Here is a 25,787-nt window from a genome sequence, read left to right as displayed (position 1 = left end):
CGGTGGGATTCGCGTCCCGAGCATCCAGTGCGGCCCGTACCGTCCGCTGACAGTCGTTGTCAGTGAACGGTACGCAGCAGTTCGAGCACCGCCTCGTCCGGAAGTCGTGCGCCCGCGAGGAACTCCGCGCCCAGCCTTGCCGCGCCGAGCGCCGCCTCCGCTTGGTCGAGTGCGCGCCGCCGGAACGGGCCGATGCGGATCACTCCGGCCCGCCGGTTGATCCGGTCGGTGGCGCCGAGAATCCGCGCCGCGCTGCCCGGAGCGTCCTTCGCCAGCGCGACCAGGGCATAACCGATTCCGATCTCGGCCAGCAGCGCAGCCGAGGATTGGGCGGCCAGATCTCGGGGCACCGCCAGCTCCCGCAGCGCGTCGTCCGGCCGACCGGCCGCGACCAGGGCCGCCGCGTGGGCGGTGGTCACGAAGACCAGGTTCACGAAGCGGACGGTGTCGTGGCGGCCCGCGGGCGGCGGGCCGATGGGGAGCGGATACTCGGCCATGCGTCGGTACAGCTCGATCGCGCCGTCGTCGTCGCCGCGCAGATGCGCCAGGTGCGCCTGCATCGCGGTCAGGAAGCGCCCGGGCGCGGGAATGATGTGCGGCGTGATCACGGCTTCGGCCCGATCGATGTAGGCCGCCGCGGCATCCGCGTCGCCGCCGACCAGGTACATGTCGGCGGTGAACAGCAGCACGCCCATGCGCTCGCCGGCGCCCAGATCGGGGCTCAGTAGTTCCAGCGCGCTCGCGATCAGGGGGCGAGCGCTGTCCAGGCCGAGCATCCGGGTCCGGTAGCTGGCCAGGGAGATCAGGGCGCGGCTGTGGGACCGGGCGTCGCCGTGCGCGCTCAGGCAGGCCACGGCCGCCTCCAGTGCCGGTAGCGCGCGGGCCGGATGGTCGCCGCCGAGTTCATCGAAACCCTTGGCGATCAGCGCATTTCCGCGCAACCACGGATCGTCGGAGGTGGTGCACGCGGTCAGCAGGCGGTCATCCTCGCCGAGCAGGTCACGCAGCGCCAGGATCAAGACGAACATCGGGTGCGGGGGCCGGTCCTCGGTGAGGGCCGCGCGGGTCAGTCGCTCGAATTCCCCGGTGTTCTCCCGGATTTGACCCCACCAGATGTTGGTGAAGTATGCCGGCACGTCCTCTGCGTACCGGCAGGCCAGGTAGGCCCCGGTGCAGCCCGGCGGTGGTGTGTCGCCGAGCAGGGCGAGGACCTCGCGGCGGCGTTCGGAGATGTCCGCGTGCAATCCGCGCAGCAGCCAGTACCAGACGAGATTCGCGAACAGGCGAACCGCGCGCTCGCCGTCGCCGACCTCCAGGGCCCAGCGCAGAGCGGCCTCACCATTGCCGTGTTCGGCGATCAGGCGCGCGAGCCAATCCGGTTGCGCGGTCGTGCGCAATCCATGCGCGGCGGCGTCCGTGAATTCCAGGAAGTAGTCGGCATGGATGCGGGCGACCGCGTCCGCCTCGCCGCCCGCGGTCAGTTCGGCGGTCGCATAGGCTCGGATGGTCTCGGCCATTCGATAGCGCTGCCCATCGAAGTCCACCAGCGACTTCGCCACCAGCGAGGAGACCGTGTCGATGGCGTCGGGACCACACACGCCGATGACGGCGTCCAAGGTCGCACCACCCGCGAAGAGGGAGAAGCGCCGCGCCGCGGTGGCCTCCGCATCGGTGAGCAGCTCCCAGCTCCAGGCGACCGCCGCGTGCAGGGTGCGATGGCGCGCGACCGCGTGACGAGTGCTGTTGGTGAGCAGCCGGAATCGATCGGTGAGCCGTGCCTCGAGCTCCGGTAGCGGCAGGCTCCGAAGGCGAGCGGCGGCCAGTTCGATGGCCAGCGGCATGCCATCGAGTTCGCGCACGATGGCCCGGATACCGGCCGAATTGCCTTCGGACAAAACGAAATCCGGAAGCGCCGCCGTGGCGCGGTCGATGAACAAGCGGACCGCAGGTGATGCGACGGCAGCGGGGAAATCGGCATCGGCTTCAGGCAGATCCAAGGTCCGGACCGGATACAGCCGCTCGCCGTCCACGCCGATCGGTTCCCGGCTCGTGGCGAGGACCCGCAGCAGGGGGAGCCGCTGCAGGAGATCGTCGATCAGACGGGCGGCTGCCTCCACGACATGCTCACAGTTGTCGAGTACCAGCAGCATTCGACGGCCGGACAGCGTCCGTTCCAGTACGTCGGCCCACTCCGTGGACAGCTCGTCGGGTCGCTCGAATTGGGTGAGGGCATTCGCTATCGCCACCCCGACCGCGGTCACAGCCGACCGGTCGGCTCGTTCGCGCTCGAGTGCGGCCAGTTCGACGAAGGCGTAACCATCCGCCCAATCCACGGCGTGCGCCCCGACCGTCTCGGCCGCGAGTCGGGTCTTCCCCACGCCCCCGGAACCTGACAGCGTCACCAGCCGGTTCTCGCGCAGCGCCAGCCGCACACCTTCCACATCGTGGCCGCGTCCAACGAAACTGGTGTGCCGCCGGGGCAGCGACGCGGCGATCTTCGACGTACCGCCGGTGCTGGATACCTCCGCGACTCCCGTCGAATTCGAGCCCGATTTCGTCTCGATGGCAGGTTCGCCGACCACGCGATCCCAACGCGCGGTGGTATGGATCTCAGCCAAAGCCGAGCGCAGCACCTCGGCAGGCGCGGTGCCGAGTTCTTCTCGCAGCAAAGACTCAATGCGCTGAAACTGCTGCACCGCCTCAGATGTTCGTCCCGCTGACGCCAATGCCCGCACCAGCCGCGCGGCCAGCGTCTCACGGTAGGGATGCGCCACCACCTCCGCGTGGAGCTCACGCAGCGCCTCACCGCCGCGACCCGAGGCTCGCAGAGCGTCCGCCCACAGTTCGATTGCGTCCAGCCGCTGCTCGGTCAATCGCAGTGCCGCAGCACGCAATACCTCCGACTCCCCCACATCGGTGAACGGTTCCCCGCGCCACAACGCCAGCGCGGCGTCAAAGCGCGCGACTGCCGTTTCGGCCTCCCCAGCCGCAAGCAACGCCCGCCCCGCCTCCACCTCACGAGTGAACCGGTGCGCATCGACATCCTCGGGCGCAAGCTCGAGCACATACCCGCCCCCATCACTCCGCACCACACCCGGCATCGCCGCCCGCAACCGACTCGCCAAGGTCTGCAACGCATTCCCCGTCCCCGCAGGCGGATCCTCCCCCCACACCCCATCCACCAGCCGCGCCGCCGGCACCACCCGCCCAGCCTCCAACGCCAGCAACCCCAGCAACGCCCGCACCCGAGGCCCCCCGACCGACGCCCGCGCCCCGTCCGCAGCCTCCACCATCACCGGACCCAACAGCCCTACCAGCATGAATCACCCATCGCACAATCGATCCTGCGTGGCATCGAGCCTCTCGTCAAACCGCACCACGTTGAGCACCGCGAACCGTCAGCGGCGTGAACGGATGCTCGGCACTTTCAGGTGGTCGCGCGGAATCATCGATCGGTGCCGGGCGCAATGGTCAGGCAAAAGGGATGGCCCGAAGGATCGACAAGCACCCGCCAGCGTTCGGGGGCGGGCTGGAAGTCGGGTTTGGTTGCGCCGCAGTCGATGGCTGCCTGCTCTGCGGCGTCGAGATCGGTGACGAACAGATCGAGGTGCATTTGCTTGGGTACCGCATTGTTCGGCCAGTCCGGTGGCCTGTGGTCGGCCACATGCTCGATCGTCAACGTCACCTTCGAGCCCTGCAGCACGACCAACTCGTCTGATTCGTAGCGCAGTTCGAAATCCAGTAGTGCGCGGTAGAACACCGCGAGTCCACGTGGATCGTGGCTGTCGAGTGCGATAGCACCGAACCTGGCAATTGCAGTCATAGCTCCCCCGAGGCGTCCGGCCCCGCCGCTCGCTAGGACCGCTCCACCTCTATCGGTATCACAGACGAGCACCGGACTGACTGTCACAGAGGAAGGGCCGACTCTTCGCTCTTCGGGTCGGGATAGTGTTCGACTGTGGGCACGGGACTGAACGCCGACGGCTGGCTGGAAGCGACACAGAGGTCATACGACACGGTCGCGACTACCTACGCGGACCTCACCCGTCACCTCTTGGACGAAACACCCGAAGAACGCTCAGCTTTGTCGTCGTTCGCCGAACGAGTACGCGCCCAGGGCGGCGGCCTGGTCGCGGATGTGGGCTGCGGGGCGGGGCGGATCACCGCCCACCTACGACAACTGGACGTCGACGCATTCGGAATCGACCTCTCACCCGGGATGATCGAAGCGGCCCGCCGTGATCACCCCGGCCTCCGATTCGAAGTCGGCTCCATGACGAACCTCGCCCTCCCGGACGCCTCGATAGCGGGCCTGGTCGCGTGGTACTCACTGATCCACATCCCCGACGACGAGATCGGTTCCGTCTTAGACCAATTCCAGCGAGTGCTTCGCCCAGGCGGACCACTACTACTCGGCTTCCACGTCGGAGACGACTCGCAATTGAAAACCCAGGGCTACGGCGGACACCCCATGCATCTCCATGTCCACCGTCGCCAGCACAGCCGAATGCGCAGGTGGCTCGACGATGCCGGCTTCGCCGTAGAGGCCGACAAAACTCTGACCTCGGCCGAAAGCCCGCTCGGCGGGATCATCCTCGCGCGCCGCAAGATCGGCGACCCCGAAAACTAAATCTCCGCCGGATCTCTCTCAGTCAGGAGCCCCCAGCTAGACGCGCTCGCGGTGTCCCGCATTCGGCCACTTGCGGACGTCCTGCGCCACGCCAAGTTCCAGCTGCAGACGGCCGTGCCGGGCCGGTTTGGTCAGCGGGTATGCGGCAGAAGCGGACGTTCATGCGCGGCTCGAAGTCATACCAACCGCGGAAGCCACGGGACTGCGTTGTGGGCAAAGCTCTGCTTGACTGGTATCAGACCGGCGTGATCGTCCAACGCCATCATCGTGACCCCGACCAGTCCGGCTTCGTCCCCTTTGGATGCCACGGTCGACCCGCACATCGGGCAGAACCCTCGGCATATCTGCGGGAAAGTCTCGAACCAAGTCGGCTCCCCACCTGGCCCGGTCCATTCGAATCCATCTTCCGGGAAGGACACCCAGGACATCACCGGCGCGCCTGAAAGCCGCTGGCAGTGCGCACACGAGCACAAATGCGGGAAGTCGGGGTCGCCGGTCGCGGAAAACCGGACATTGCCGCAGAGACAGCCGCCATTCATCGTCTGTGACACGACGCGAATCCTAGCCAACCACACCGACAATCAGCCCACCGCCGACTGCGGTAGACGCATCAACTCGGCAGATCAGTGCGTTCGCCGGCAGGCGCTGCGGCCGCCATGAATCGCGCGATCGGCGGCATCGCGGCGTGTTCGCGAAGCTGCTTGGCGGCCGGCCTTCGGCGGCGGACTGGGCTGCTGCTCCATTCTCGAGTGGTTTCACGCAGTTTCCTGACTCAGAGGCATCGAAAGTGGAGCAAAAGCCCAGCTCCGTGGCCGGTCCCGCCGACGACTGCCAGCGCTGGCCGGTCCGGTCAGCGCGGAACGCGGCATGTCAGTGAGTGGTCGCCCCCGCTGGTAGGTTTGATGGGATTCTGCCGAGGGGGATGATGGCTGGGAAACCTGTCACGGCGCTGTATGACTATCAACTGGCGATGCTTCACCCGATGTGTCGGAGCGCCCCTGCCCAGGCGGCAGAGTTGCTTCGTCGAATCGGCGCGACCCGCATCGATACCGCGATCGCGCAGAAGCGTTGGTTCTACGGCGAGGCGACCAACAACTTCAGGTCGATCGACGAGTACGTAACAGCGTGGGGCGCAGCGACTTCGGGGTGGAGTGAACATCATGACGGCCGTGAGATCCGATATGCGCGGTGGGATCTGTCGTTCTGGTCAGGATTGCAGGTCGAGTTCATGGAACTTCACCGTGGACACAACATGGTCAGGCGACTGCTTCGCAGACCCGAGCTACCACCGCCGCGGATCGACTCCGTCGCTGATCTGACTCCCTGGTCGTGCACGTCCGGAGAGTTACGAGATTCAAGCGTGGGACCAGTCGAGTACGTCGACGGATTCGGTGCGGTGGGAGACGTAGTCACCTTCACCGCAACCGATCCCGACACCGGATGTTCGCAGCGCTATTTCGCCCATATCGACTGGGGACTGCTGCAGTCCGTCGAACCGGCACCGGACTGGTACGTCGACGGGTAACAGAACACTCAGTGCGTCAACGCAGTGCGGGGTGGGTGAGGTCGAGCCTGAGGTGGTTTCGCCAGTTGTTCGTGAGAACGGCGGTCATGCCTTCGTAGTGCACGCCGATGAACGGGTTCGCATCGAACATGGGGGCAACCCACTGCAACGAGCCGGCGGAGTTCACCCGTGCGATGTAGCCGTTGTTACCCCTCGCTGCGTAGCCGCCGCCTGTCATCAGTCCGGAGCCGTCCGGGATCGGGGCCTCGAAGTAGGTGTCGAACTCATAGGTTCCGTATTCCTCGATGGCCTCAACCACGTCGAACGAGCCACCGATATCGAAAGGAATGGGCTGCCCGGCATCCGGGTGATAAGCGCCAGGACCGTCGACGTCCAACTCCAAGCCGGTGTCGTCCGGCCGGTAGATGCCGTCACAGAGCGGTACTAGGCCTGCGTCCCACAGGCGTGCGACCAATCCCATTCAGATACCCCATCTGGATTCGTACATGCGTAAATATGGCTGCCTACACACTGCGAGGCGGTTGAGCCGGAGTTGGCGGCCGTCATTCGGTGACCAATGAAGAGCGGATGGTGGGCCATTCGGTGGCGAGGATGGAGTAGTAGGCGGAGTCTCGGACTGTGGCGTCGGGGTCGGAGAAGTCGGCTCGGAGGATGCCGTCGAGGGTTGCGCCGAGGGATTCGATTGCACGGCGGGAGCGGGTGTTGCGGACGTCGGTGCGGAAGCGGACTCGGTGGACTTGCCAGTCGGTGAAGGCGTAGTCCAGGAGGAGGATTTTGGCTTCGCGGTTGGCGCCGGTGCGTTGGGCGGAGTGGGCCAGCCAGGTGGAGCCGATTTCGACGGCGTCGGGGGTGGGTGGGGTGGTGGTGCGGCCGGGCCAGGGCCAGTGTTCGAGGTGGAAGCTGGTGGTGCCGATGACTTCCCGGGTGTGGGCGCGGCGGATTACCCACGGGAGCTGGCGGGAAGCTGCTCGGGCAGCCAGAGCTTGATCGGCCCAGCGGTGCATTGCCTCGACGTCAACCGGGACATGGGCATGCGTGTAGGAGGTGCGGTTCTCGGCGGCCGCGGCCGCCAGAGGTGCCACATCATCGAGGGATAGCTCGGTCAGTTCAACGAGCTTTCCCGACAGAATCGACGCCATGACTACCCCCGAATAATCGCTTCCCCAACGGCTTTCGCCATGGCGGTGACACTACAACGCCAAGAGGTTCCGCCAAGCCCTCGTGCACGAACACCGCATGTCGGCGTACGAATGCGCTTCAGCGCTCGATGTACGCAGAGCTGCCGGGTTGGCCAGAGTTCTGGGATCTCTCGCGTGGCCGAAGACCTTCGAAGACGGTGGTTATCGCGCGGTGGCGGCGGGCCGTGTCCCAGCCGTAGTGTTCGGCGGCGGCGCTCAAGCCGTAGAGGGCCATCAGAAGATCCGGCAGCTCGATGTCCGCTCGTACAGTGCCGCCGGCCTGGTCGGCGGCCAGTAACTGGGAAAGCACTGCTCGCAGGTCCGCGGCGAGGGCTTCGAGGGCTGCGGGTTTGTCGGCGCCGGGCGCAGTGTCCGTAGCCTGGAGGTGCTTTTTCACCGTGGCCTCGGCCACGATCCAGTCCACGACTTGAAACAATGCCTCCGGCGAATCGGTATGGGCGGCAAGCGTTCGCGCCCTATCGACCAGCCGCCGCATACGTTCGGCGACGATCGCTTCGACAAGATCCTTCTTGGTCGGGAAGTGCCGATACACAGTGCCGACCCCTACTCCCGCAGCGCGTGCCACTTCCTCGACGGGCACCTCGACTCCCTGTGCCGCGAAGACCGACTCGGCCACCTCCAGTACCCGCGCTCGATTACGCCGGGCATCGGCGCGCAGCACTCGCTCGCCCGTCACGACGAAGATCCGTTGACAAACGGAATCCATATTCCGTATTTTCTAATCGGAATCATGATTCCGATTCTATCGGGGAGGGCACGATGCACTACAGAACACTGGGCAAATCCGGACTGAAGGTCTCACCGATCAGCCTGGGCGCCATGAACTTCGGAGACTCGGTCTACTTCGCCGGCTGCGACCGGACCGAGGCACGGCGCATCATCGATCGATTCCTATCCTCGGGACACAACCTGATCGACACCGCCGACGGCTACACCTCCGGCGAATCCGAGCAGATCATCGGTGACGCCCTGCGTGGCCGCCGTGACCGGGTGGTGGTCTCGACGAAAGCGTTTCTGCCCCAGGGTGACGGCCCCAACCAGCGCGGGTTGTCACGGGCACATCTGACCCACGCGCTCGAGGCGAGTCTGCGCCGGTTGAACACCGACTACATCGACATCTACTACTGCCACCAATGGGATCCAGACACCCCGATCGAGGAGACCATGGCGACCCTGGACGGTTTCATCCGATCGGGAAAGGTCCGCTACCTGGGCTGCTCCAACTTCACCGCCGCACAGATCGTCGAATCGCAATGGGCCGCACAGCGCGTCGGCGGCACAGCGTTCACCGCGCTGCAGGCCCAGTACTCGCTGATCGCGCGCACCATCGAAGCCGAGATACTCCCGGCCTGCCACCGTCACGGACTGGGCGTCACCGCCTGGAGTCCGCTGGGGTCGGGCGTGCTCACCGGCCGCTACCGTGACACAGTCGCGGAGGGCGATAGCCGACTCGGTCGGCTACTGGCCTCACCCGCGCCGATGGCCCAACGCTGGGCCGGCGATCTGCTCACCGACCACAACCTCAGCATCGCCAACGAAGTGGCGCGTGCCGCAACCGAATTGGACACGGCCGCGGCAGCCGTCGCATTGGCGTGGGTAGCCGGTCGGCCGGACATCACCTCAACCCTGATCGGCCCTCGCACCATCGAGCAGCTCGATGAAAATCTCACCGAGATCGACTTGCCGACCGAACTCACCGAACGTCTCGATGCGCTGTCCGCGCCCGCCAACGAACCGGTCAACGGCATGTTCACCAGCGCAGCCTGATCTCGATTCGCATCGCTGATGCGCCATCTGCCGCTGCGAGAACACCGCCTTTCGATGCCGCGAGTTACCTACGGGGCCGATCTCGGCGGCGACGCTTCATGTACCAGGTGACACGGTTCTTACCGTTATGGCGCGGGGGCGGTCAGGCGGGTGGTTAGGAAGGAGAGGATTTCGTCTCGGGCTTGGAGGGTGGGGTGGCCGGGTTCGTCTACGAGGTGGGCGGTTACGACGCTGTGGGGGGTTTGGACTACTTGGGCGAAGAAGGGGGGTGGGGTTGGGTTGGCTTGGGTGGCGGGGAGGACTCGGGCGTCGAAGCGGTCGCCCAGGAGGGAGTGGTAGGCGGTGAATCGGGCTGCTGTGCACCATTTGTCGCCTTCGAAGCGGTAGCCGAGGGCTCGGAGGTCGTCGCGTTCGAAGCGGGCGGCGATCGCGGCGGCGTCGGCTGGGGAGAGTTCGAGGGCGGCGGGGTCGTCGAAGGGGAGGGAGGGGTGGTTGATCACGGGGGCTATGACGGCGGGGTCGAGGGTCATTGTGAGGGCGAAGTTTCCGGTCAGGCAGAGGCCGATGGCGCCTACTCCGGGGCCGCCGCATTGTTGGTGGGCTTGGCGGGCGAGGCCGCGGAGCCAGCTGACGATGGGGCTGGTGCCGGTTCCGGCGAGGACTCGGAATTCGGCGCTCACACAGATGTGGTTGTAGACGCGCTTGCCCAGTTCGACGGTGGGGTAGGCGCCGTCCACGCCGAAGAGGGAGGGCATGTGGACGGTGAAGCCGGCGTCTCGGATCCAGCGGGCGAAGCGGGCTACGTCGGGGCTGATGCCGGGCATTTCGGGCATGAGGATGACGGCGGGGCCGGATCCGGCGACGTGGACGATCTTGGTGATGTCGTCGACGGTTACTGCGCGTGGGGTGAAGTCGTCGAGGGGGTCGTGGTCCATGAGGAGGAAGGTAGGGCGTGCGGGCGGGCTGTCACATAGGCTGGATCGCCAGGTATGAGGGTGATCTGGCCATCGGATCGGGAGGTGTGGTGTGACGCGGTTGCGGGTGGGGGTGCTGGCGTACGACGGGTGCTTCGCGTCGCAGGTGTACTCGGTGCCGGATCTGCTGACGATCGCGGCACAGGTCGCGCCGGCGGGGCAGGCGCCGGAGATCGTGGTGATGTCGCCGCGGCGGCAGGTGGTGGCGGCGGGTGGGCTGCGGGTCGCGGTGTCGGCGCTGCGCGAGGTGGATGTGTTGATCGTGCCGGGGTTCGACACGGGGTCTGGCGCGGCGTTCGCGGGTGTGCGGTCGCGATTGGTGCCGGAGATCGCCGCGATTCAGCGGTTTCGCGCGCAGGGGACGAAGGTGGTTTCGATCTGCGTCGGGGCGTTCCTGTTGGCCGAGGCCGGGCTGCTCGGTGGTCGCGAGGCGACCACTTCGTGGCTGTACGCGCATGATCTGGCGGAGGCGTACCCGGATGTCAGTGTCGTGGCCGAGCGCACGGTGGTGGTCGCCGAGGCCGAGGTGATCACCACTGCCGCGTTCAGCGCGATGTACGACCTGGCGTTGACGCTGGTGCGTGAACACCACGGAGATCGGGTGGCGCGGACGACCGCGAGGCTGACGCTGCTCGATGACACTCGAACTCAGCAAACGCCCTACGTCGATCCAGCACTCGTTCCCGCCCGCCGCGGTGGCCGGCTGTCGCGAGAGGTGACGCGGTACCTGGATCGAAATCTCGACCAGCGCTACGACTTGGACGCCCTGGCCGCGGTCATCGGGGTCAGCCCGCGGACACTGCTGCGCCGCTTCACCAGCGAAACGCAGCAGACGCCTTTGGAATACCTTCAGCGCGCCAGGGTGCGTCGGGCCGGCCTGCTCCTGGAGGAAACCGACCATTCAGTGGCGCGGATCAGTCATCTCGTCGGTTATCGAGATGCAGCGACCTTCGCCAAACTCTTCCGACGGCACACCGGGTGCGCGCCCGGCGAGTACAGAACCGCTTTCCAGCGCTCGGCTACCAGCGCACCGGCAACGCCGTGAGCCCACCGGTGAAGATGTCGTCGCGTTCGGTCAGGGTGGCCGGGTCCACCGCGAAGGTGAGCGTCGGGAAACGAGTTACCAACTGCGAGAACGCTATTTGGAGCTCGAGCCGGGCCAGCGGCGCGCCGAGGCAGTAGCGGGGGCCGTAGCCGAACATGAAGTGGGCCGATTCCTGACGGGTGATGTCGACCCGGTCCGGGTGGGTGAAGGTGGTGCGGTCGTGGTTGGCGGAGGCCACGCCGAGCAGGACGAGATCGCCGGGCGCGATGTCGGTGTCGCCGACGGTGAGGGCGTGGCGGGCGTAGCGGGGCAGACTGCTGGCGTGGCAGGCGCGCAGGAGTTCCTCGGCGGCGGAGGCGACCAGGTCGGGGCGCTCGTGCAGGAGCTGGAACTGGGCGGGGTTCTCGAGCAGCATGCGGATGCCGACGCCGATCTGGACGGCGGAGGTTTCGTGGCCGGCGAACAGGAGAACCATGGCGTGCGTGGCGATTTCGTCGTCGGTGACGCCGTCGACGGCGCACAGGCGCGACACCACGTCGTCGCCGGGGTCGCGGCGTTTGCGGCCGACCAGGTGCAGGCAGTAGGCGAACAGTTCGGCGACGCCCTGTTCGACCTTGGCGCGGTCGGCGACATTGCCGACGGCGTCGACCCAGTCACGGAAGCGGTTGCGGTCCTCGTAGGGGACGCCGAGCAGTTCGCAGATGACCAGCAGTGGAAGCGGAAGCGCCAGGGCGGCTTGCAGGTCGGCGGGCGGGCCCTGGTCCTCCATGGCGTCGAGGAGTTCGGCGGTGAGCTGTTCCACGCGCGGGCGCAGTTCCCGCATGCGTTTGGGTGAGAAGTGCGGTTGCAGCAGGGTGCGCATGCGGGCGTGGTCGTCGAGTTCGGTGTCGAAGTTGCCGATCGGGCCGCCGGAGAACGCCGACTCCCCCAGGCGCGCCGCGGTGTCCGGGGTGCGGTGCGAACGGCCCAGGCGCGGGTCGGTGAACAGGTCGCGGACCAGGTCGTAGCCGGTGGCCAGCCAGGCGGAATCGCCGGTGGGGGTGGTGGTGCGGGTGATGCCGGAGCCGACGACGCCAGTCACCGGGCAGACCGACGGGGTCGTGTCGCGCGCGGTGCCGTCGGCGGGCAGGGGTTCGGCGGGGGTGGTTGTCATCGGTGGTGTCCTCGGGTGCGTTCAGAAAGGTGTGGTGTTGAAGGGTTTCCGCGCGGTGGCGAAGGCGCGGTCGAGCGCGTCGGCGGCACCGGCGGTGAGTGATCGCACGCGGCCCGCGCGCTCGAACTCGCTGATGGAGTGGGTGCCGAAGTAGGCGGTGGTGAGCTCGAGCGGCCCGATGCGGACGTCGGCGGCAGCGCCTTCGGCGGGCGTCCAGGTGCCGTTGCCGCCGGTGATGTCGAGCCGGTAGGTCCCGGCGCTCAACCCCCATGGATCGGCTACCTCGATGACGCCGTGGAAGTCCGCCCGGAACTCTCGTGCGCCGATCGCCTTGGGCAGGTTGAGGATCCACGTCGACAGCCCGGCGTCGACGCCGGTCACCGCCGCCGCGCGGGCATCCTCGAGCAACAGCGGGGTGGGGTCGTCGATGGCGGTGTCGAGCAGGATTCGGGCGTACTCGCCTTGTCCGAGCAGGCAGCGCAGGAGCTCGCGATGAGCGGGAACAGTGAGCGCGCAGAAGTCGCGCACATGCACGGTGTCTCCGGCGAGTTCGTAGACGACATAGCCGTCGGCGTGCGTCAGGACGAACGCCCGCGGGTTCAACGCGCTGGGCCACCAGGACTCCGCGCGATCCAGCGCCCCGGGCGTGGCCTGCTGCCATCGGGCGTAGAGCCGACGCAACTCCCCCATCGATTCGGCGTACAAGGACTCCCGCACCCGACCCGAATCCGGTTCGGCCGCCCGGAGTTTCGCCCGCCCACGGTCGATCCGCAGATGCCGGGTGTGGGTGGTGACGCCGACATACGCATAACTGCCGCCGGGCCCGGGCATGGCGGCGAACACGTCGGCTTCGGTCTCCATGGCGATGGCCATCAGCTCGGCCTGCACCTTGGCGTAGATTCCGCGCTTCTGATGGGTGGTGGCGACCATGCCCTGCGCGCAGGCCGCGACGGTCAGCTGTGCCCCGCCCGGCGCGGTCACCGTGGTGCGAATGATGGCCGCGGTCCCCACGATGCGCGGCTCCCCGGCCTCGGTGACGTCTTCCACCACGGCGATGTCCTCGAGCCGGAACTGCCGTTTCCACGCCTCGAAATCGTGGGTCTTCACGCCCCCGAACGCGCGGTCGTAGCGTCCGCGCAGCGCCTCCCAATCGGATTCGGCGGCGCGGCGGGTGCGGATCCCGTCGATGGTGCGGCTCTGCCAGTCGGCCATGAGTTCCGAGGTCATGCCAGGCCTTTCGGGTCGAGGGCGGCGGCGTGGGTGCGTACCTTGTCCAGCGCGGTGAGGATGTCGTCGATGTCGGCGCGCTCGCCCAGCAGCACGCTGTGGTGCATGAGCAGGGTGTGGTCGCGGTAGTGGTCGGCGCCGGTGAAGTCGCGCCCGGTGGCGCGGTCGACGGCCTCGGCCCAGCGACGCGCGAAGCGGGGCTTGGTCTGGGGACGCAGCAGGGCGCTGCGGTGCAGTGGATCGCGGGGCGGGTAGACCTTCGTTCCGAGTTCGGCTGTGAGCGCTGCCGCCACCTGATCGACGGTCGCGAGACCGAAAGCACCGGGTTGCAGCCGGATTCCGTATTCGTAGATGGCGCGCCGATCCACCGCCGCGGGGACGGGGATGCGTGCCAAGCCGGGAATGTCGGGCAGTCCGGCTTCCAGATCCTTGGCCCTGGCCTCACGCAGCGCGTGCTGGTCGTCGAGGCGTGGCAACTGGTCGAGCAGGAGTCCCGCGGTGAGTTCGGACATGCAGTAGTTCGCGCCCATGACGGTGGCCTGTTCGACGAGTTCGAACTCCCCTGCACCGGGCGCGTCCTGCGTGTATGCGCGAGAGTCGGCGCGCAGCATGAGCATTCGCTCGTACAGGTCGTGGCGGTCGGTGATCGCGGCCCCGGCCTCCCCCGCGGCCAGTGGCTTGGCCGCGCCGAGGCTGAACACCCCGATCGCCCCGAAGGTCCCGACCGCGCGCCCGGCCCACCGGGTGCCGTGGGCCTGCGAGCAGTCCTCGATCAGCGCGAGTCCCTCGTCACCGGCGACCGCCGCGATGTCGTCGAGTTCGGCCGCCGTGCAGGCCAGATGGACCACGATGACCGCCCGGGTGCGCGCCGAGACGACCGCGCGCAGTTCATCACCGGTCAGGCAGCCGGTATCGGGATCGACATCGGCGAGCACCGGGACCGCGCCCACACGCAGTACCGCCGTCGCGGGAGCGACCCAGGTCATGGCGGGTACCACCACCTCGTCCCCGGGCCCGATCCCCAGCGCCTCCAACGCGATCACCAGCGCACTGGACCCGTGGTCCACGCTGACCCCGTAGGCCGCGTCGTTGTAGCGGGCGAACGCCTCACCGAACAGCCGCTCGCGGGACTTGCCGCCGCGCGGGCTGTACCAGGTCACCGACCAGCGCGAGGAGTGCAGCGCGGCAAGCAGTTCCGCCGCGGTCCGATTGTCGTATTGCGGCCAGCGCGGCCAGGTCCGTCCCCCGCGGACCGCCGCACCCCCGTGCAGTGCGAGCATCGCGGGCCTACCCGACCACGACCGGCGCGGAGGCCCGCGCGACGACATCGAGCGCGGCCCGGATCTCCGACACCTCGACCGGCACCAGCGGCAGGTCGCCGGTGAGCGCCGGGCGACCCAGCGACCGCAGCAGCACGAACGGCACCGTGCCCGGCCGCGGCGGCAGGTACCCCTTCTTGTTGTCGTCGGCGATCACCGCGAGCACATCGTCGACGCTCACCGACGCGGGCAGCGCCGGCTCCACGCCCAGCCCGGTGACGATCTCGTAGTGGACGCTCACCTCGTCATCGGACAGCCACCCGCGCGCGTGCGAGATATGCGCGGCCACCAGCATTCCCAGCGCAATCGCCGCGCCGTGCGGAAGTCCGGCGACCCCGCGTACCCGGTGATCGCAGATCTCGATGGCGTGCCCGGTGGTGTGCCCGTATTCGAGGACCAGCCCGGCGCGGCGCTCGAAGGTGTCCGACCGGGTGACCGCGGATTTCGCGGCGATGCTCGCGTCCAGCAACCACAGCAGCGAATGCGGGCTGCTCAATTCGCCCGCCGCGATGACCCGCCGCAATCCGTCCAGCGCGGACGGCTGGATCGCGAGGCAATTCTTCGCCATTTCGCACAGCCCCGAACGCAATTCCCGATCGGGCAGGCTGGTGAACAGTTCGACGTCGGTGAATACCGCTTCGGGCGCGTAATAGGTGCCGAGGTGATTCTTCCCGACCCCGGAGTTGATCGCCTGCTTGAGCGACAGCACCGAATCCATGGCCGCGATGGTGGTGGTCGGCACGTGCACCAATCGCACGCCCCGGAACAGCAGGTTCGCCATCAGCCCGGCCAGATTGCCGGGTACCCCGCCGCCGAAGGACACCACCACCGAACGCCGCGTGATACCCGCCCGCAACGCGGTCTCCAGATGGCCCGACAGGCAGGTCAGCGTCTTCATGGATTCGCCGGAGGGATGCGAGAGGATCAGCGCGGGAATGGATCCGGCCAGGGTGTCGAGGTGGTGACGATAGCGGGCGCGGACGTCGTCGTCGGTGACGATCACCAGTTTGTCGGGTCCCAGGGCGGTGATCGCCGCACCGATCTCGGCGACGCAGTCGCGGCCGAAATAGTAGGGAAACGATTGTTCGCCGATCACTATCGTGCGCGACCGTAGACCCGATTCGTCGCGCGACAATGAAGTATTGGCCATTTCCGGTGCCGCTCCTCGCTATTGGCCGATCCCCCATCGACTCCCTTGCCGGCGCCATTGCCGACCCTCGCACGGCAAATATCGAATGCGCGCTCCCCACTTGGCAACCGCTGGGATTCCCCAGTCAGGTGCACGGGAATTCACGAGTACCACTGTGCGAAACACGGTGTTGCGCCGCCACCACCGCCGGTGGTACTGGCGCCTCCGGCCACCCCGGGTCGTCGTTCCATGCGGCCCGGGCCGGTGCCGCCCCCTAGGCTGGGGGCAGATGACCGTGTGCGAAGGGATGCCGTTGGCCGACAACGAATTCGGGCTGCCGACCGTCGAGGTGCTGCGCGCGCCCACGCTGGCGGAGTTCGTGCGCGAACGCCGGGCGCGGGCCAGTACGCGCTATCCGGCGGGGCTGACCCGTAAGCAGCTGGCCGAGGCCACCCATGCCAGTCTGGGCTACATCGCCAAGATCGAGCAGGGTGAGGCGCTCAATCCAGGTCCGGCCATTCTGGATTCGCTGGCCGTGGTGCTCGAGCTCGACACGGCCGAACGCGTGCACCTGTATCACCTGGCCCAGCAGCGCCCGTCGGCGTCGTCGGCGCGGGCATTGCGTCACGGTGACACGGCGGCCGCCGCGGTGCGCACCACGCTCGACGCCCTGCTGCCGCATCTGGCCGCCGCGATCGACGACGCCTGGAATGTGGTGGCCTGCAACAGCGCCTTCGACGAGGCGCTGCCGGGACTGGCGTGCCGGGGGCACGTGCTGCGCTGGATGTTCACCGATCCGCGGGCGCGCATCGTGCTCGAGGAGTGGGAGCGCGAGGCGCGGTTGATGGTCGGGCGCTTCCGCGCCTACGCGGCCGGGGCGCCGGTCAGCGGCGACCTCGACGGGCTGCTGCGGGAACTGGGCGAGCAACACGACTTCCGGCGGCTGTGGAACGAGGGGCACGTGCACATCGGCCGCCAGGACCCCACCTTCACGCTGCGGAACCCCCGCACCGCCACCGTGTTCGACGTGCGGGTGCAGCGCTACCGCGCGACCGCCCCCGGGCCGGCGCACCAGTTGTTCATCGGACTGCTCGAGCCGTGATCAGACGGGCACGCCCGCGAGGAACCCGCGCAGCAGCGCGTTGACTTCGTCGGGATGGGTGAGTGAGGGGGTCATGGCGGCCCCGGCGATGGTGTGCACCGGCACCGGATTGCCCAGGGCCGCGGCCAGTTCCTCGACCTGCTCGGCGCTGATCGCCTGATCGGCCAGCCCGCGCAGCACCAGCGCCGGGCACCGGATCTCGCCGAGCAGCTCGATCACGGTGTCCCGGTTGACCAGACATTCCCCGGACAGCCGGATCCGGTCGCGGGGCGCGGCCGCCCACTTGTCCCGCCAGGGCTGCTGCTCTTCGACGCTGCCACCGACCATGAGCGAGCCCACCATCTTGATCGTGGGCCCCGGGGTGGCGCTGCTCGTCCACTGCTCGAGCACCTCCCGGTACCCGGCGCGGCGTTGCGCGGTCATGGCGGTGCCGCTGCAGCCGACCACGATCAACCCCGCGACCCGCGGCTGCGCCAGCAGCGCCATACGCAGGGCCGTGAACCCGCCGTGCCCGACGCCGCCCACCACGACCCGGTCCAGGCTCAGTTCGTCCACCACCGCCCAGGCGTCACGGGCGAGATCCCAATAGCTGAACGGGGTGTCGTCGTCCTCGGTCTCGCCGTGCCCGCGCGAATCGATGGCGATGATGCGGTAGTCGGGCGCGAGCGCCTCGATCTGGGGTGCGAACATCGCCTGATCCATGAACAGCCCGTGCCCGAGCACCACCGCCGGACCCGGCCCGCCGGTATCGGTGTAGTGGATCTTCACCGATCCTCTGCTCGCAAACGGCATTCCGAAACTCCTTCAGTTCACCCTGCAGGAATCGCTCACCGTACAGCAGATTCCACACCGGGTGACCGTCCTTGCGAGATCCGTCACGCAGCCCGCTCCGCCGGGCCTCTCACCACGAATGATGTTCTGCCCGTAGAAAATACGGCTAGACGCGGGGCTCCAGCAGATACTCGACCAGAGTGATCAGCGCCTGCAGGCAGGGGTTGCGGTCGCGGGCGTCCAGACGCAGCAGCGGGGTGTCCGGATCCAGGTCGAGAGCCTCCCGGATCTCCTCGAGCGAGTGGCGGGGCGCTCCGTCGAAGTCGTTGACGGCCACCGCGTACGGCACGCCGCGCTCCTCCAGGATCGACAGCGCCTCGTCGGCCTTGTCCAGGCGGCGGGTGTCCACCAGCACCAGCGCGCCCAGCGCGCCGATGGCCAGGTCCTCCCAGATGGGCACGAACCGGCGCTGGCCGGGCGTGCCGAAGAGATACAGGGCCAAGCGGGGATTGAGGGTGATACGGCCGAAGTCCATGGCCACCGTGGTGGTGGTCTTGCCCGGCAACCCGGCCATATCGTCGACGCCGACGCTGGCCTCGGTGATCGTCTCCTCGGTGCGCAGCGGCCGGATCTCGGACACACTGCCTACGAACGTGGTCTTCCCGACGCCGAAGTTCCCCGCCACCAGCAACTTCACGGTGCGGGTGACGGTCTCCGGCACATAGTCGACGACGCGCTCATGCGGAGAGAGCGCGGAGTCCATGGAGTACCTCCTCCAAGAGGGCTTGTCCCGGTAGCGCTTCCACCGGGGCAGGGTGGGCCAGATGGCCACTGTCGAGCAGATCGGCTACCAGGATCTTCACCACCGACGGCGGCAGATCCAGGTAGGCCGCCAGCTCGGCGGGAGTCAGCACGCCGCGCCGAGCGATCTGCAGGATGCGGCGAGCGTCCGGGGACGCACCGGGTGGCGGATCGGTTACCGCGACAACCAGACTGACCAGATCCAGCGCCCGACTCGGACGCGATCGGCCACCGGTGCGCACGTACGCCCGGACCAGGTCGGGATCGCGCCGTGGCCGGCTCATGACCGCGGCAGATCCACTCTGGTCCGCTGCGTACTGCCGAGCTCACGCCCGACCCGCCCGGCCAGTTCGTTCATCCGGTGCGCGATCAGGCTGACGTCCACGTCCTGGGTGGTCGAGACCCCCAGCAGCGCACCGGCTCCGGCGGCGGTGATGAAGATCATCCCGTCGGCGTATTCGGTCATGTTCTGGCGCACCGAGTTCCCGGGCGAGCCGCCGCAGAATTCGGCGAGCGCCTTGCCCAGGGCCCGCAGACCCGACGCCGCGGCGGCGAACCGCTCGGCATCGTCGATGCTGACGCCGCTGGTGTGGGCGATGCGTAGGCCGTCCTCGGACAGCAGCACGGCGAACCGGACACCGGGGGCCTCGAGATCCTCGAGCAGCCAGGCCAGCCGGTTGGTATCACTCACTGCCGTCGCGGGCGTACCGGTCACGATGTCATCCCTTCGGAGTGCTCGTACGCGGCCGCACGGCCGCGCTGGGAGCCGCTGTGCCAGGCAGCGGCGATATCGGGACGCGCGGGGGCGGTGGGGTCCGCGGCGTCCGGGCCGGCGGTGGCAGCCAGGGCCACCGTCGCGGAGCGGCGGCGCCGTCGAGGCAGGCCGCCGGAGGTCAGTTCCTGGGGTGCGACCGAATCCATGGCCACCACAGTAGGTTCGGGGTCGGGCGCGGGGAGCCGGGTGGGTGCGGCCACCGGGGCGGGAGGCGCCACGGTCATCGGCACCGGGGCGGGCGCGGGCACCGCGGCCGGGGCGGTCAGCTGCGCGGCGGCCGGTGCGGCCAGCAGGGATTCGGGGATGAACACCATGGCACGCATACCGCCGTACATGTTCGGGCCGTCGATGTAGACCGAGAACCCGTAGCGGCGCGCCAGCGCGGCCACACCGGGGAAGCCGACGCGCGGCGTCGGGCCCAGCGCGTGGATGTCGACGACCTGGTCGCCGGCCAGCACGCGGCGGGTCTCCTCGAGCTGTTCGGGGTTCATCCGGACGCCGGCGTCATCGACGATGACGGTGACCCCGTGGTGGCCCTCCTGGAACCCGATGTCCACGAACGAGGTCGGCGGCGAGTAGCGCAGCGCGTTGTCCAGCAGCGTCGCGATGGTGTGCACCAGCGGCTCGACCACACGGCTCACCACCGGGCGGTCCAGCTCGCCCGAACGCACCCGGGTGTAGTCGCGCACGCGGCCGGTGGCCCCGCCCACGACGTCGGTGAGGGACTGCTGCGGCCAGCGGCGGCCGGGCAGACCACCACAGACGATCACGTAGGACTGCGCCTGACGGATCATCTGCTGCACGGAATGGTCGATGCGGGTGAGCGTCTCGAAGGTCTCGTCATTGCGGTGGCGGCGCAGCGCGGCGCTCACCACCTGGCTGACGTCGGCGCCCAGGCTCACCACGGACGCGCCGAACGCGCGCACGGCCGCGGAGGTGGCGTCGCGGGCGGCGCCTTCCACCTGCGCACGAGCGCTGTCGGCGGCGTCGGCGACCGCGGCGCGGGCGCTCTCGCTCGATTGCGCGACCGAGACCCGGGCGGCCTCCTCGGCCTGGGCGATGGCCAGCTGCGCCATCTCCTCGACCTGGGCGATCGCGGTCTCACGGGAGGATTCGGCCTCGGCGAGGGCGAGCTGGGTCTCGTTGGCGCGCTCGCGCGCGACCCGCTCGGCGGTCTCGGTGGCGACCTTCTGCAGCTCCTCGCCGCAGCGGGCGGTCCACTGCCACACCAGCTCCGCGATACGCGACTGTTCGAGCACCACCGGCAGGTTCACGGTCGGGTTGTCGGGGTCCGAGCGGCGCACCGCCGCACCGATGGCGGGCACGACATTCTCGGTCAGATTCGCGATCATGGCCTCGACGGCGGCCTCGCGATCCGACTGCTCCTCGCGCACGGCCGCGACACGCCCACGTTCGGCGCGCACGGCGCGCCACAGGAATACCACCCCTACCACCGCGAGCACGAGAGCGGCGGCGAGGACCCAGGAAAGCAGCACGGCGTTGTCTTGATTCATCAATTCTCTTGTCGTCCGGCCGATCCTGAAATCGGCGGAGCCACCATAGCAGAATCGTCTGTGTCCCCGAACCTTTCGGTATCTCCGAGCAAACCGCCGACCGGAGTCCATGCAGCTCATCGCATTTCAGCGCACTCTTGCAGGCCGAGGGCTCGCTGCGTGAGCACCCGCCGATCCGGGTCGCCGAACCCGAGGTCTGAACCCCGAATTCTGGACACTCGACCATCAAGGTGGGCGTCGACCTCGGGCGCCGCGCCCGGCACCGCTCGGATGCCCCGCCGACGGCCGCGCGCGAGCCCACCCGGCTCAGCTATTCCCCCGCTTCACCTCGGCGGACGCGTTCCAGCGGGCGGCCAAGACCTTTCATCGATCCGCTGATTGGCGGGGCTCGCACGGAGCTGCGAGCATGACGGCATGCGAATGCAGCGGCTCGGGGACGGCGTGACGGTGTCGGCGATCGGTCTGGGATGCATGGGCTTCTCCCAGGGGTACGGCGCGGCCGACGACGCCGAGTCGACCGCGGCCATCCGGGCGGCGTACGAGGCGGGCATCACAGTGTTCGATACGGCGATGAGCTACGGGCTCGGGCACAACGAGCGGCTGGTCGGGCAGGCGCTGGCCGGGACCGACGCGCTGGTGGCGACGAAGTTCGGGATCGTGCGCACCGACGCGGGGGTCGGGCTCGACGGCAAACCGGAGAACGTGCGGGGGTATTGCGAGGCGTCGCTCGCGCGGCTCGGGCGCGAGGTCATCGACGTGTACTACCTGCACCGGGTCGATCCGCAGGTGCCGGTCGCCGAAACCGTGGGGGCGATGGCCGAATTGGTGAATGCCGGGAAGGTGCGGCACCTGGGCATCTCGGAGGCTACGCCCGAGCAGCTGCGGGCGGCGGTCGCCGTCGCGCCGATCGCGGCGGTGCAGTTCGAATGGTCGATGCTGTGGCGCGAGCCCGAGCGCGACATCGTTCCGGTGGCGCGGGAACTCGGGGTGGGGCTGGTGCCCTACAGCCCGCTGGGTCGCGGCCTGCTCACCGCCACACTCGATGCCGGCACGGCCGCCGACGCCGATTTCCGCCGTCACGACCCCCGCTTCCAGGGCGAACACCTCGACGAGAATCTCGCGCAGGTGGCAGCGTTGCGCGAGATGGCCGCGCGGCTGGGCATTTCGGCGGGCCAGCTGGCGCTGGCGTGGCTGCTGGCGCAGGGACCCGATGTGATGCCGATCCCGGGCAGCCGCCGGGCGGCGCGGATTCTGGAGAACGCCGCGGCGGCCGCGGTCGAGCTCGGGGCCGAGGAGCTCGCCGTGCTCGAGAAGCTGGTGCCGGCCGACGGATGGTCCGGCGACCGCACCTCGTTCGCGGTCCCCTCGACCACGCGCGGAGCCTAGACGCCGCGGACGGCCGGGCGGTACAGCAGGGTGATCAGGCTGGAACCGGCCAGGCCGCCGAGGATCTGGGCCGCGGTGAACGCGGGCACCGAGGACGGGGCGATGCCGGTGAACGAATCCGACAGCATGCGCCCCAGGGTGAGCGCGGGATTCGCGAACGATCCCGAACTGGTGAACCAGATGGCCGAGCCGAGGTAGGCGGCCACGGCGGCGGCGCTCGCTCCGCGTCCGAGCCGGGCGGCCGCGAAGCCGATCGCGACCAGTCCGGCGGCTGCGAGGATTTCGCCGAGCAGGTGGCCGCCGGTGACGCGCTGCTGGGTCGCGAGTTGCAGCGGAGACCGGTCGAACATGGTGTTGGCCAGCAGCGCACCGACGATCGCACCGGAGAATTGGGCGGCGACGTAGACGCCGAACGCCCGCGTGGACAGCCCCCGGCGGTCGCGGCGACCGCCCAGCCAATCCGCCAGCGACACCACCGGATTGAGGTGCGCGCCCGAGATCGGGCCGAAGATCAGGATGAGCACGGCCAGCCCCAGCGCGCTGGCGGTCGAGTTCTCGAGCAGTCGCAGCCCGAGGTCGCCGGGTGAGAGCTCGTCGGCCGCGATGCCCGAACCGATCACGACGGTGGCGAGGGCGGCGGTGCCGGAGAACTCGGCCACCGCTCGACGCCCGAGCGGCAGCGGACCCGCGTCGGGGACGGCGCGGTAGGCGGCGAGGACGGGCGGTTCGGGGGTCGGCACCCGGTCACAGTGCCAGACCAGGGCTTTCCGAAGCCGGGCTCAGCACAAGATATTTCGTATATACCGCCGCCGGGCTATTCGAGGCCGCCCGCGCCCACCTCCGGCAGGCCCTCGGTGAGGCGTAGCCGTTCGGCCATGGTGATGAGCAGGTGCTGGGACTCCTCGCTCAGATCGACGGCGGCGATGGTGAGTCCACGCAGGCCGGGGAACTGCAGGCGGGCGAGCAGGTCCAGGTCGTGGCCGCGCGGAACGGGGTGGGCGGCGGTCGCGAAATGGTCGGGGCGGACGCGGAAGTAGCGGGCCAGGGCGGCGATGGTCTCGCGGGAGGGGTTGGTGCGCGCGCCCGAGCGCAGCTGGCTCAGGTACGGCTTGGAGATGGGGTGGCCCCAGGCGGTGAGCTGGGCGGCGACCGCGGAGTTGGTGTGCGGGCGTCCGCCGGGGGCGGGCATGGCGTCGAAGAGCTCGTTGATCCGGGCCGCGAATCCGGTGACGGCCGATGGGATCGGTTCGGGTGTGCTGCGCCGGGTCGGGGTGCGATGCGGGATGCGGGCGTAGAGACGGTGCAGGGCGGGGTCATTGAGGGAGGAGCGTTCGAGCAGGTCTGCGATGCGCAGCACGGGGTCGGGGGTGTGATCGGGGCTCATTCGGCCACCTCCTGGCCGTCGAGGCCGGTCATCCAATCATGGTCACTGCGTAGTCCGGCCCAGCGCACTTCGACGGCCGGGACCGACGGGAACGCGAAGAGCTGCGCGATCTCGCGGGCGCTCAAGCCCATCGCCTTGCCCCACGCGAGCGCGCGGTCGCGGTCGCTCAGGCCCTCCAGGCGGCTGCGGAACGCCAGGCGGGAGACGACGGATCCGGCGACGTCCTCGGCGGCGGCCAGGACCTCGGACAGCTCGGGGCCGTCCGCGCTCACCACCGCCACCGTCGACGCGGGCTGGTACCGGTAGAGATCGCCGCCGCGGCGGCTGCGGCGGAAGTGCTCGGCGAAGGCGCGCACGCACGCGCCGAGGAAGTAGCCGCCCAGACTCTGTCCGCTGTCGGCGTCCCAGCCGTCACCGTCCCGGGCGGCGCGGCGGAAGCGTTCGAGGGCGCGGGTGATGGTCTCGCGCACGAAGTCCTCGGCGAAGCGGGTCTCCACCAGCAGCCGCTCCTGCGCGGTCGGACGCAAGGGCATTCCCTCGCGTTCGGCGACAGCGAAAATCCAGCCGCTGCGTACCCACGGCCCCAGGACGGCCAATGCGTGGCGAACCAGACTGTCCGCCAACGGCTTCCAGGCCGGTCCCTCGAATCCGGCCTTCCGAACCAGCTCGATTAGCTCGTATTCGGCCGCGGATCTCTCTGGATCGGTCATGTTTCAGGTGTCCTCCGCCCTGCACCTCCAGATCGCTGACGAACACGTTATAGGGACGGCAAACAAACCGCATTTCTTTCAGCTAATGCTCAGTAAGCGGGGGTGTGTAAATCGTTCCTTGACAGCGGAATTCGCGTCAAGGCAGCATTTACATATGAGTGATTCTCCGCACCGGGATCCCGCCGACGAGCGCGCGATCCTGGCAAAGCTGTTGTCCACCAATGCCGATGTCGTGGTCGAGGTATTACGCCCTGGCCAGGGCGTTCCGCCGCCCTCGGTGATGGCCGCGCTGCGGGCCGCGCGCAGTCTCGACGGGGTCGTCGACGATGTGCTGCGGTCGCTGGTGCGCCAGGCCCGCGACGAAGGGCGGACCTGGGCCGAGATCGGCGAGATCTTCGGCACCTCACGTCAAGCCGCGTTTCAACGCTTCGGCGGGGCCGGCGCCGGGATCCCGATTCCGCCGCTGCACTCCACGCCGCCGATTCCGCCGGTTCCCACCATTCCGCCCATGCCGGGCATTCCGCCCCTGCCCTCCATGCCTCAAATGCCTTCCATGCCAGGCATGCCCGAATGGCCCCAGGGTCCCGGCATGCCGCCCGCGCCGGGACGTCCGTTCGCCGGACCCGGGCACCATGGACCGCACGGTCATCGCGGCCCCGGTCCGCACGGTCCGGGTAATGCTCCGGGGCCCGAGCCGCGCGACGACGAGCCGGGCGCATGAGAGCCGCCGCCGCGGGCCACGAGGTCGCGCACCCATCCGATGGTCGGAACCGCCGACTGCTCGCGGCGGCCCGGCAGCGCTATGCCGAGGACCGGCTCGCCGACGCGGTATCGGCGGGGACCCGTCAGGTCCTCGTTTTCGGCACTGCCCTGGACACTTTCATCGCGCACAATCCGTACCGTGACGTGCGAGTCATCCGGGTCACCGAGCATGATGGCGGAATCGTGCCGCCACCAGGGGATTCCGAGTCCGGCGGCCGAGCCACGCCGAAGCAACTCGCGGAATTCGTCCGATTCGCACCCGGATTCGAGCCCGGGGACCCGGTGTTCGCCATCCGGCTCGACGACCCGGGCGGTACCGCAACCGACCTCGGGGGCGGCCCCACTTGTCCCGGGGCGACCAGGACGGTGTTGCGGTTGCTAGCTAGTTGCCAAGGCGGCGCGGAGCTCGTGCTCGAGGTGCCTCCCACGGGCGTCACCAGCGTCGCCCGTGCGGTGCGCGACACGGGGTGGGTGGTACAGGAGGACCTGAGCGCCGACACGCTAGCCTCTCGCTATCTCGATGTCGCGGCCGGACAGGACTTTTCGGTCGAACCCCGCATGGTTCGAGCGCGGGTCGCGCAATAATGCTGGTCGCCTGACCGATCCACTGTTCG

The 25,787-nt window shown here is 68.7% G+C and carries 27 protein-coding genes; 8 read left to right on the top strand and 19 right to left on the bottom strand.

Annotated features, from left to right (window positions below; translation table 11 throughout):
* Positions 1–59: 59 nt before the first annotated feature.
* Positions 60–3,320 carry an ATP-binding protein gene (locus ACWEOI_RS32570; protein WP_452362077.1) on the bottom strand — a complete coding sequence of 1,087 codons (3,261 nt, stop codon included), beginning with the start codon at positions 3,318–3,320 and terminating at the stop codon, positions 60–62.
* Between the two features lie 125 nt (positions 3,321–3,445).
* On the bottom strand, positions 3,446–3,823 hold the full coding sequence (locus ACWEOI_RS32565) for a VOC family protein (protein WP_452362076.1): 378 nt from the start codon (positions 3,821–3,823) through the stop codon (positions 3,446–3,448).
* Positions 3,824–3,958: 135 nt separating this feature from the next.
* Between ACWEOI_RS32565 and ACWEOI_RS32560 the strand changes: the two genes are divergently transcribed.
* Complete coding sequence (locus ACWEOI_RS32560; protein WP_452362075.1) at positions 3,959–4,630, top strand: class I SAM-dependent methyltransferase; 672 nt, start codon at positions 3,959–3,961, stop codon at positions 4,628–4,630.
* A 176-nt stretch (positions 4,631–4,806) separates the two neighbouring features.
* Here the strand turns inward: ACWEOI_RS32560 and ACWEOI_RS32555 are convergent, their stop codons facing one another.
* Positions 4,807–5,169, bottom strand: coding sequence for a GFA family protein (locus ACWEOI_RS32555; RefSeq protein WP_379275556.1), 363 nt, complete (start codon positions 5,167–5,169; stop codon positions 4,807–4,809).
* Between the two features lie 386 nt (positions 5,170–5,555).
* Between ACWEOI_RS32555 and ACWEOI_RS32550 the strand changes: the two genes are divergently transcribed.
* Positions 5,556–6,155 (top strand): hypothetical protein, encoded by a 600-nt coding sequence (locus ACWEOI_RS32550; RefSeq protein WP_452362074.1) that lies wholly within the window; start codon positions 5,556–5,558, stop codon positions 6,153–6,155.
* A 16-nt stretch (positions 6,156–6,171) separates the two neighbouring features.
* Here the strand turns inward: ACWEOI_RS32550 and ACWEOI_RS32545 are convergent, their stop codons facing one another.
* The 3 genes from ACWEOI_RS32545 to ACWEOI_RS32535 form a co-directional block, all read right to left on the bottom strand.
* Positions 6,172–6,615: a hypothetical protein gene (locus tag ACWEOI_RS32545; protein ID WP_452362073.1), complete on the bottom strand. Its 444-nt coding sequence runs from the start codon at positions 6,613–6,615 to the stop codon at positions 6,172–6,174.
* 82 nt (positions 6,616–6,697) lie between these two features.
* Entirely contained in the window at positions 6,698–7,294 is a 597-nt protein-coding gene (locus ACWEOI_RS32540) for a GNAT family N-acetyltransferase (RefSeq protein WP_452362072.1), read from the bottom strand.
* 118 nt (positions 7,295–7,412) lie between these two features.
* Positions 7,413–8,060, bottom strand: coding sequence for a TetR/AcrR family transcriptional regulator (locus ACWEOI_RS32535; RefSeq protein ID WP_452362071.1), 648 nt, complete (start codon positions 8,058–8,060; stop codon positions 7,413–7,415).
* Positions 8,061–8,113: 53 nt separating this feature from the next.
* Here ACWEOI_RS32535 and ACWEOI_RS32530 point away from each other — a divergent pair, with 53 nt between their 5' ends.
* Positions 8,114–9,121 (top strand): aldo/keto reductase, encoded by a 1,008-nt coding sequence (locus ACWEOI_RS32530; protein ID WP_452362070.1) that lies wholly within the window; start codon positions 8,114–8,116, stop codon positions 9,119–9,121.
* A 125-nt stretch (positions 9,122–9,246) separates the two neighbouring features.
* Here the strand turns inward: ACWEOI_RS32530 and ACWEOI_RS32525 are convergent, their stop codons facing one another.
* A complete protein-coding gene (locus ACWEOI_RS32525; protein WP_433673170.1) occupies positions 9,247–10,056 on the bottom strand; it encodes a dienelactone hydrolase family protein in 810 nt (269 codons plus the stop codon).
* A 91-nt stretch (positions 10,057–10,147) separates the two neighbouring features.
* Here ACWEOI_RS32525 and ACWEOI_RS32520 point away from each other — a divergent pair, with 91 nt between their 5' ends.
* A complete protein-coding gene (locus tag ACWEOI_RS32520; protein WP_452362069.1) occupies positions 10,148–11,140 on the top strand; it encodes a GlxA family transcriptional regulator in 993 nt (330 codons plus the stop codon).
* On the opposite strand, the gene ACWEOI_RS32515 is transcribed toward ACWEOI_RS32520, so the two are convergent.
* From ACWEOI_RS32515 to ACWEOI_RS32500, 4 genes are read right to left on the bottom strand one after another with little or no spacing between them, the layout of a single operon-like run.
* Entirely contained in the window at positions 11,115–12,293 is a 1,179-nt protein-coding gene (locus ACWEOI_RS32515) for a cytochrome P450 (RefSeq protein WP_452362068.1), read from the bottom strand. The genes ACWEOI_RS32520 and ACWEOI_RS32515 overlap by 26 nt on opposite strands.
* Before the next feature lie 21 nt (positions 12,294–12,314).
* Positions 12,315–13,520 (bottom strand): GNAT family N-acetyltransferase, encoded by a 1,206-nt coding sequence (locus tag ACWEOI_RS32510; RefSeq protein WP_452362067.1) that lies wholly within the window; start codon positions 13,518–13,520, stop codon positions 12,315–12,317.
* On the bottom strand, positions 13,517–14,800 hold the full coding sequence (locus ACWEOI_RS32505; protein ID WP_452362066.1) for a DegT/DnrJ/EryC1/StrS family aminotransferase: 1,284 nt from the start codon (positions 14,798–14,800) through the stop codon (positions 13,517–13,519). Before ACWEOI_RS32505 ends, ACWEOI_RS32510 begins: the two co-directional genes overlap by 4 nt.
* A gap of 7 nt (positions 14,801–14,807) precedes the next feature.
* Positions 14,808–15,989 (bottom strand): 2-deoxy-scyllo-inosose synthase, encoded by a 1,182-nt coding sequence (locus ACWEOI_RS32500; protein ID WP_452362065.1) that lies wholly within the window; start codon positions 15,987–15,989, stop codon positions 14,808–14,810.
* A 268-nt stretch (positions 15,990–16,257) separates the two neighbouring features.
* Between ACWEOI_RS32500 and ACWEOI_RS32495 the strand changes: the two genes are divergently transcribed.
* Positions 16,258–17,070, top strand: coding sequence for an MmyB family transcriptional regulator (locus ACWEOI_RS32495; protein ID WP_452362064.1), 813 nt, complete (start codon positions 16,258–16,260; stop codon positions 17,068–17,070).
* On the opposite strand, the gene ACWEOI_RS32490 is transcribed toward ACWEOI_RS32495, so the two are convergent.
* From ACWEOI_RS32490 to ACWEOI_RS32470, 5 genes are all read right to left on the bottom strand, one after another.
* On the bottom strand, positions 17,071–17,862 hold the full coding sequence (locus ACWEOI_RS32490) for an alpha/beta fold hydrolase (protein WP_452362063.1): 792 nt from the start codon (positions 17,860–17,862) through the stop codon (positions 17,071–17,073).
* A gap of 145 nt (positions 17,863–18,007) precedes the next feature.
* Positions 18,008–18,604 (bottom strand): ATP/GTP-binding protein, encoded by a 597-nt coding sequence (locus ACWEOI_RS32485; protein WP_433673162.1) that lies wholly within the window; start codon positions 18,602–18,604, stop codon positions 18,008–18,010.
* Positions 18,579–18,926 (bottom strand): DUF742 domain-containing protein, encoded by a 348-nt coding sequence (locus tag ACWEOI_RS32480; RefSeq protein ID WP_379275510.1) that lies wholly within the window; start codon positions 18,924–18,926, stop codon positions 18,579–18,581. Before ACWEOI_RS32480 ends, ACWEOI_RS32485 begins: the two co-directional genes overlap by 26 nt.
* Positions 18,923–19,357: a roadblock/LC7 domain-containing protein gene (locus tag ACWEOI_RS32475; RefSeq protein WP_379275509.1), complete on the bottom strand. Its 435-nt coding sequence runs from the start codon at positions 19,355–19,357 to the stop codon at positions 18,923–18,925. Before ACWEOI_RS32475 ends, ACWEOI_RS32480 begins: the two co-directional genes overlap by 4 nt.
* Complete coding sequence (locus ACWEOI_RS32470; protein WP_433673161.1) at positions 19,354–20,931, bottom strand: ATP-binding protein; 1,578 nt, start codon at positions 20,929–20,931, stop codon at positions 19,354–19,356. The genes ACWEOI_RS32475 and ACWEOI_RS32470 overlap by 4 nt, the downstream gene beginning before the upstream one ends.
* A gap of 414 nt (positions 20,932–21,345) precedes the next feature.
* Here ACWEOI_RS32470 and ACWEOI_RS32465 point away from each other — a divergent pair, with 414 nt between their 5' ends.
* The gene (locus ACWEOI_RS32465) at positions 21,346–22,317 is read left to right on the top strand and encodes an aldo/keto reductase (RefSeq protein ID WP_452362062.1); all 972 of its coding nucleotides are present in this window, start codon (positions 21,346–21,348) and stop codon (positions 22,315–22,317) included.
* Here the strand turns inward: ACWEOI_RS32465 and ACWEOI_RS32460 are convergent.
* The 3 genes from ACWEOI_RS32460 to ACWEOI_RS32450 form a co-directional block, all read right to left on the bottom strand.
* A complete protein-coding gene (locus ACWEOI_RS32460; protein WP_452362061.1) occupies positions 22,314–23,057 on the bottom strand; it encodes an aquaporin in 744 nt (247 codons plus the stop codon). The genes ACWEOI_RS32465 and ACWEOI_RS32460 overlap by 4 nt on opposite strands.
* Positions 23,058–23,131: 74 nt before the next feature.
* Positions 23,132–23,506, bottom strand: a complete 375-nt coding sequence (locus ACWEOI_RS32455; RefSeq protein ID WP_452362129.1) for a helix-turn-helix domain-containing protein — start codon at positions 23,504–23,506, stop codon at positions 23,132–23,134.
* Positions 23,507–23,697: 191 nt separating this feature from the next.
* Positions 23,698–24,411, bottom strand: a complete 714-nt coding sequence (locus ACWEOI_RS32450; protein ID WP_452362060.1) for a hypothetical protein — start codon at positions 24,409–24,411, stop codon at positions 23,698–23,700.
* A gap of 154 nt (positions 24,412–24,565) precedes the next feature.
* Here ACWEOI_RS32450 and ACWEOI_RS32445 point away from each other — a divergent pair, with 154 nt between their 5' ends.
* Both ACWEOI_RS32445 and ACWEOI_RS32440 read left to right on the top strand, forming a co-directional pair.
* On the top strand, positions 24,566–25,132 hold the full coding sequence (locus tag ACWEOI_RS32445) for a hypothetical protein (protein WP_433673157.1): 567 nt from the start codon (positions 24,566–24,568) through the stop codon (positions 25,130–25,132).
* Entirely contained in the window at positions 25,129–25,758 is a 630-nt protein-coding gene (locus ACWEOI_RS32440) for a class I SAM-dependent methyltransferase (protein ID WP_452362059.1), read from the top strand. The genes ACWEOI_RS32445 and ACWEOI_RS32440 overlap by 4 nt, the downstream gene beginning before the upstream one ends.
* The last annotated feature ends 29 nt before the right edge of the window (positions 25,759–25,787 follow it).

The sequence above is a fragment of the Nocardia sp. NPDC004340 genome, assembly GCF_053602575.1.
This window is presented reverse-complemented; position numbering and strand designations above follow the sequence as displayed.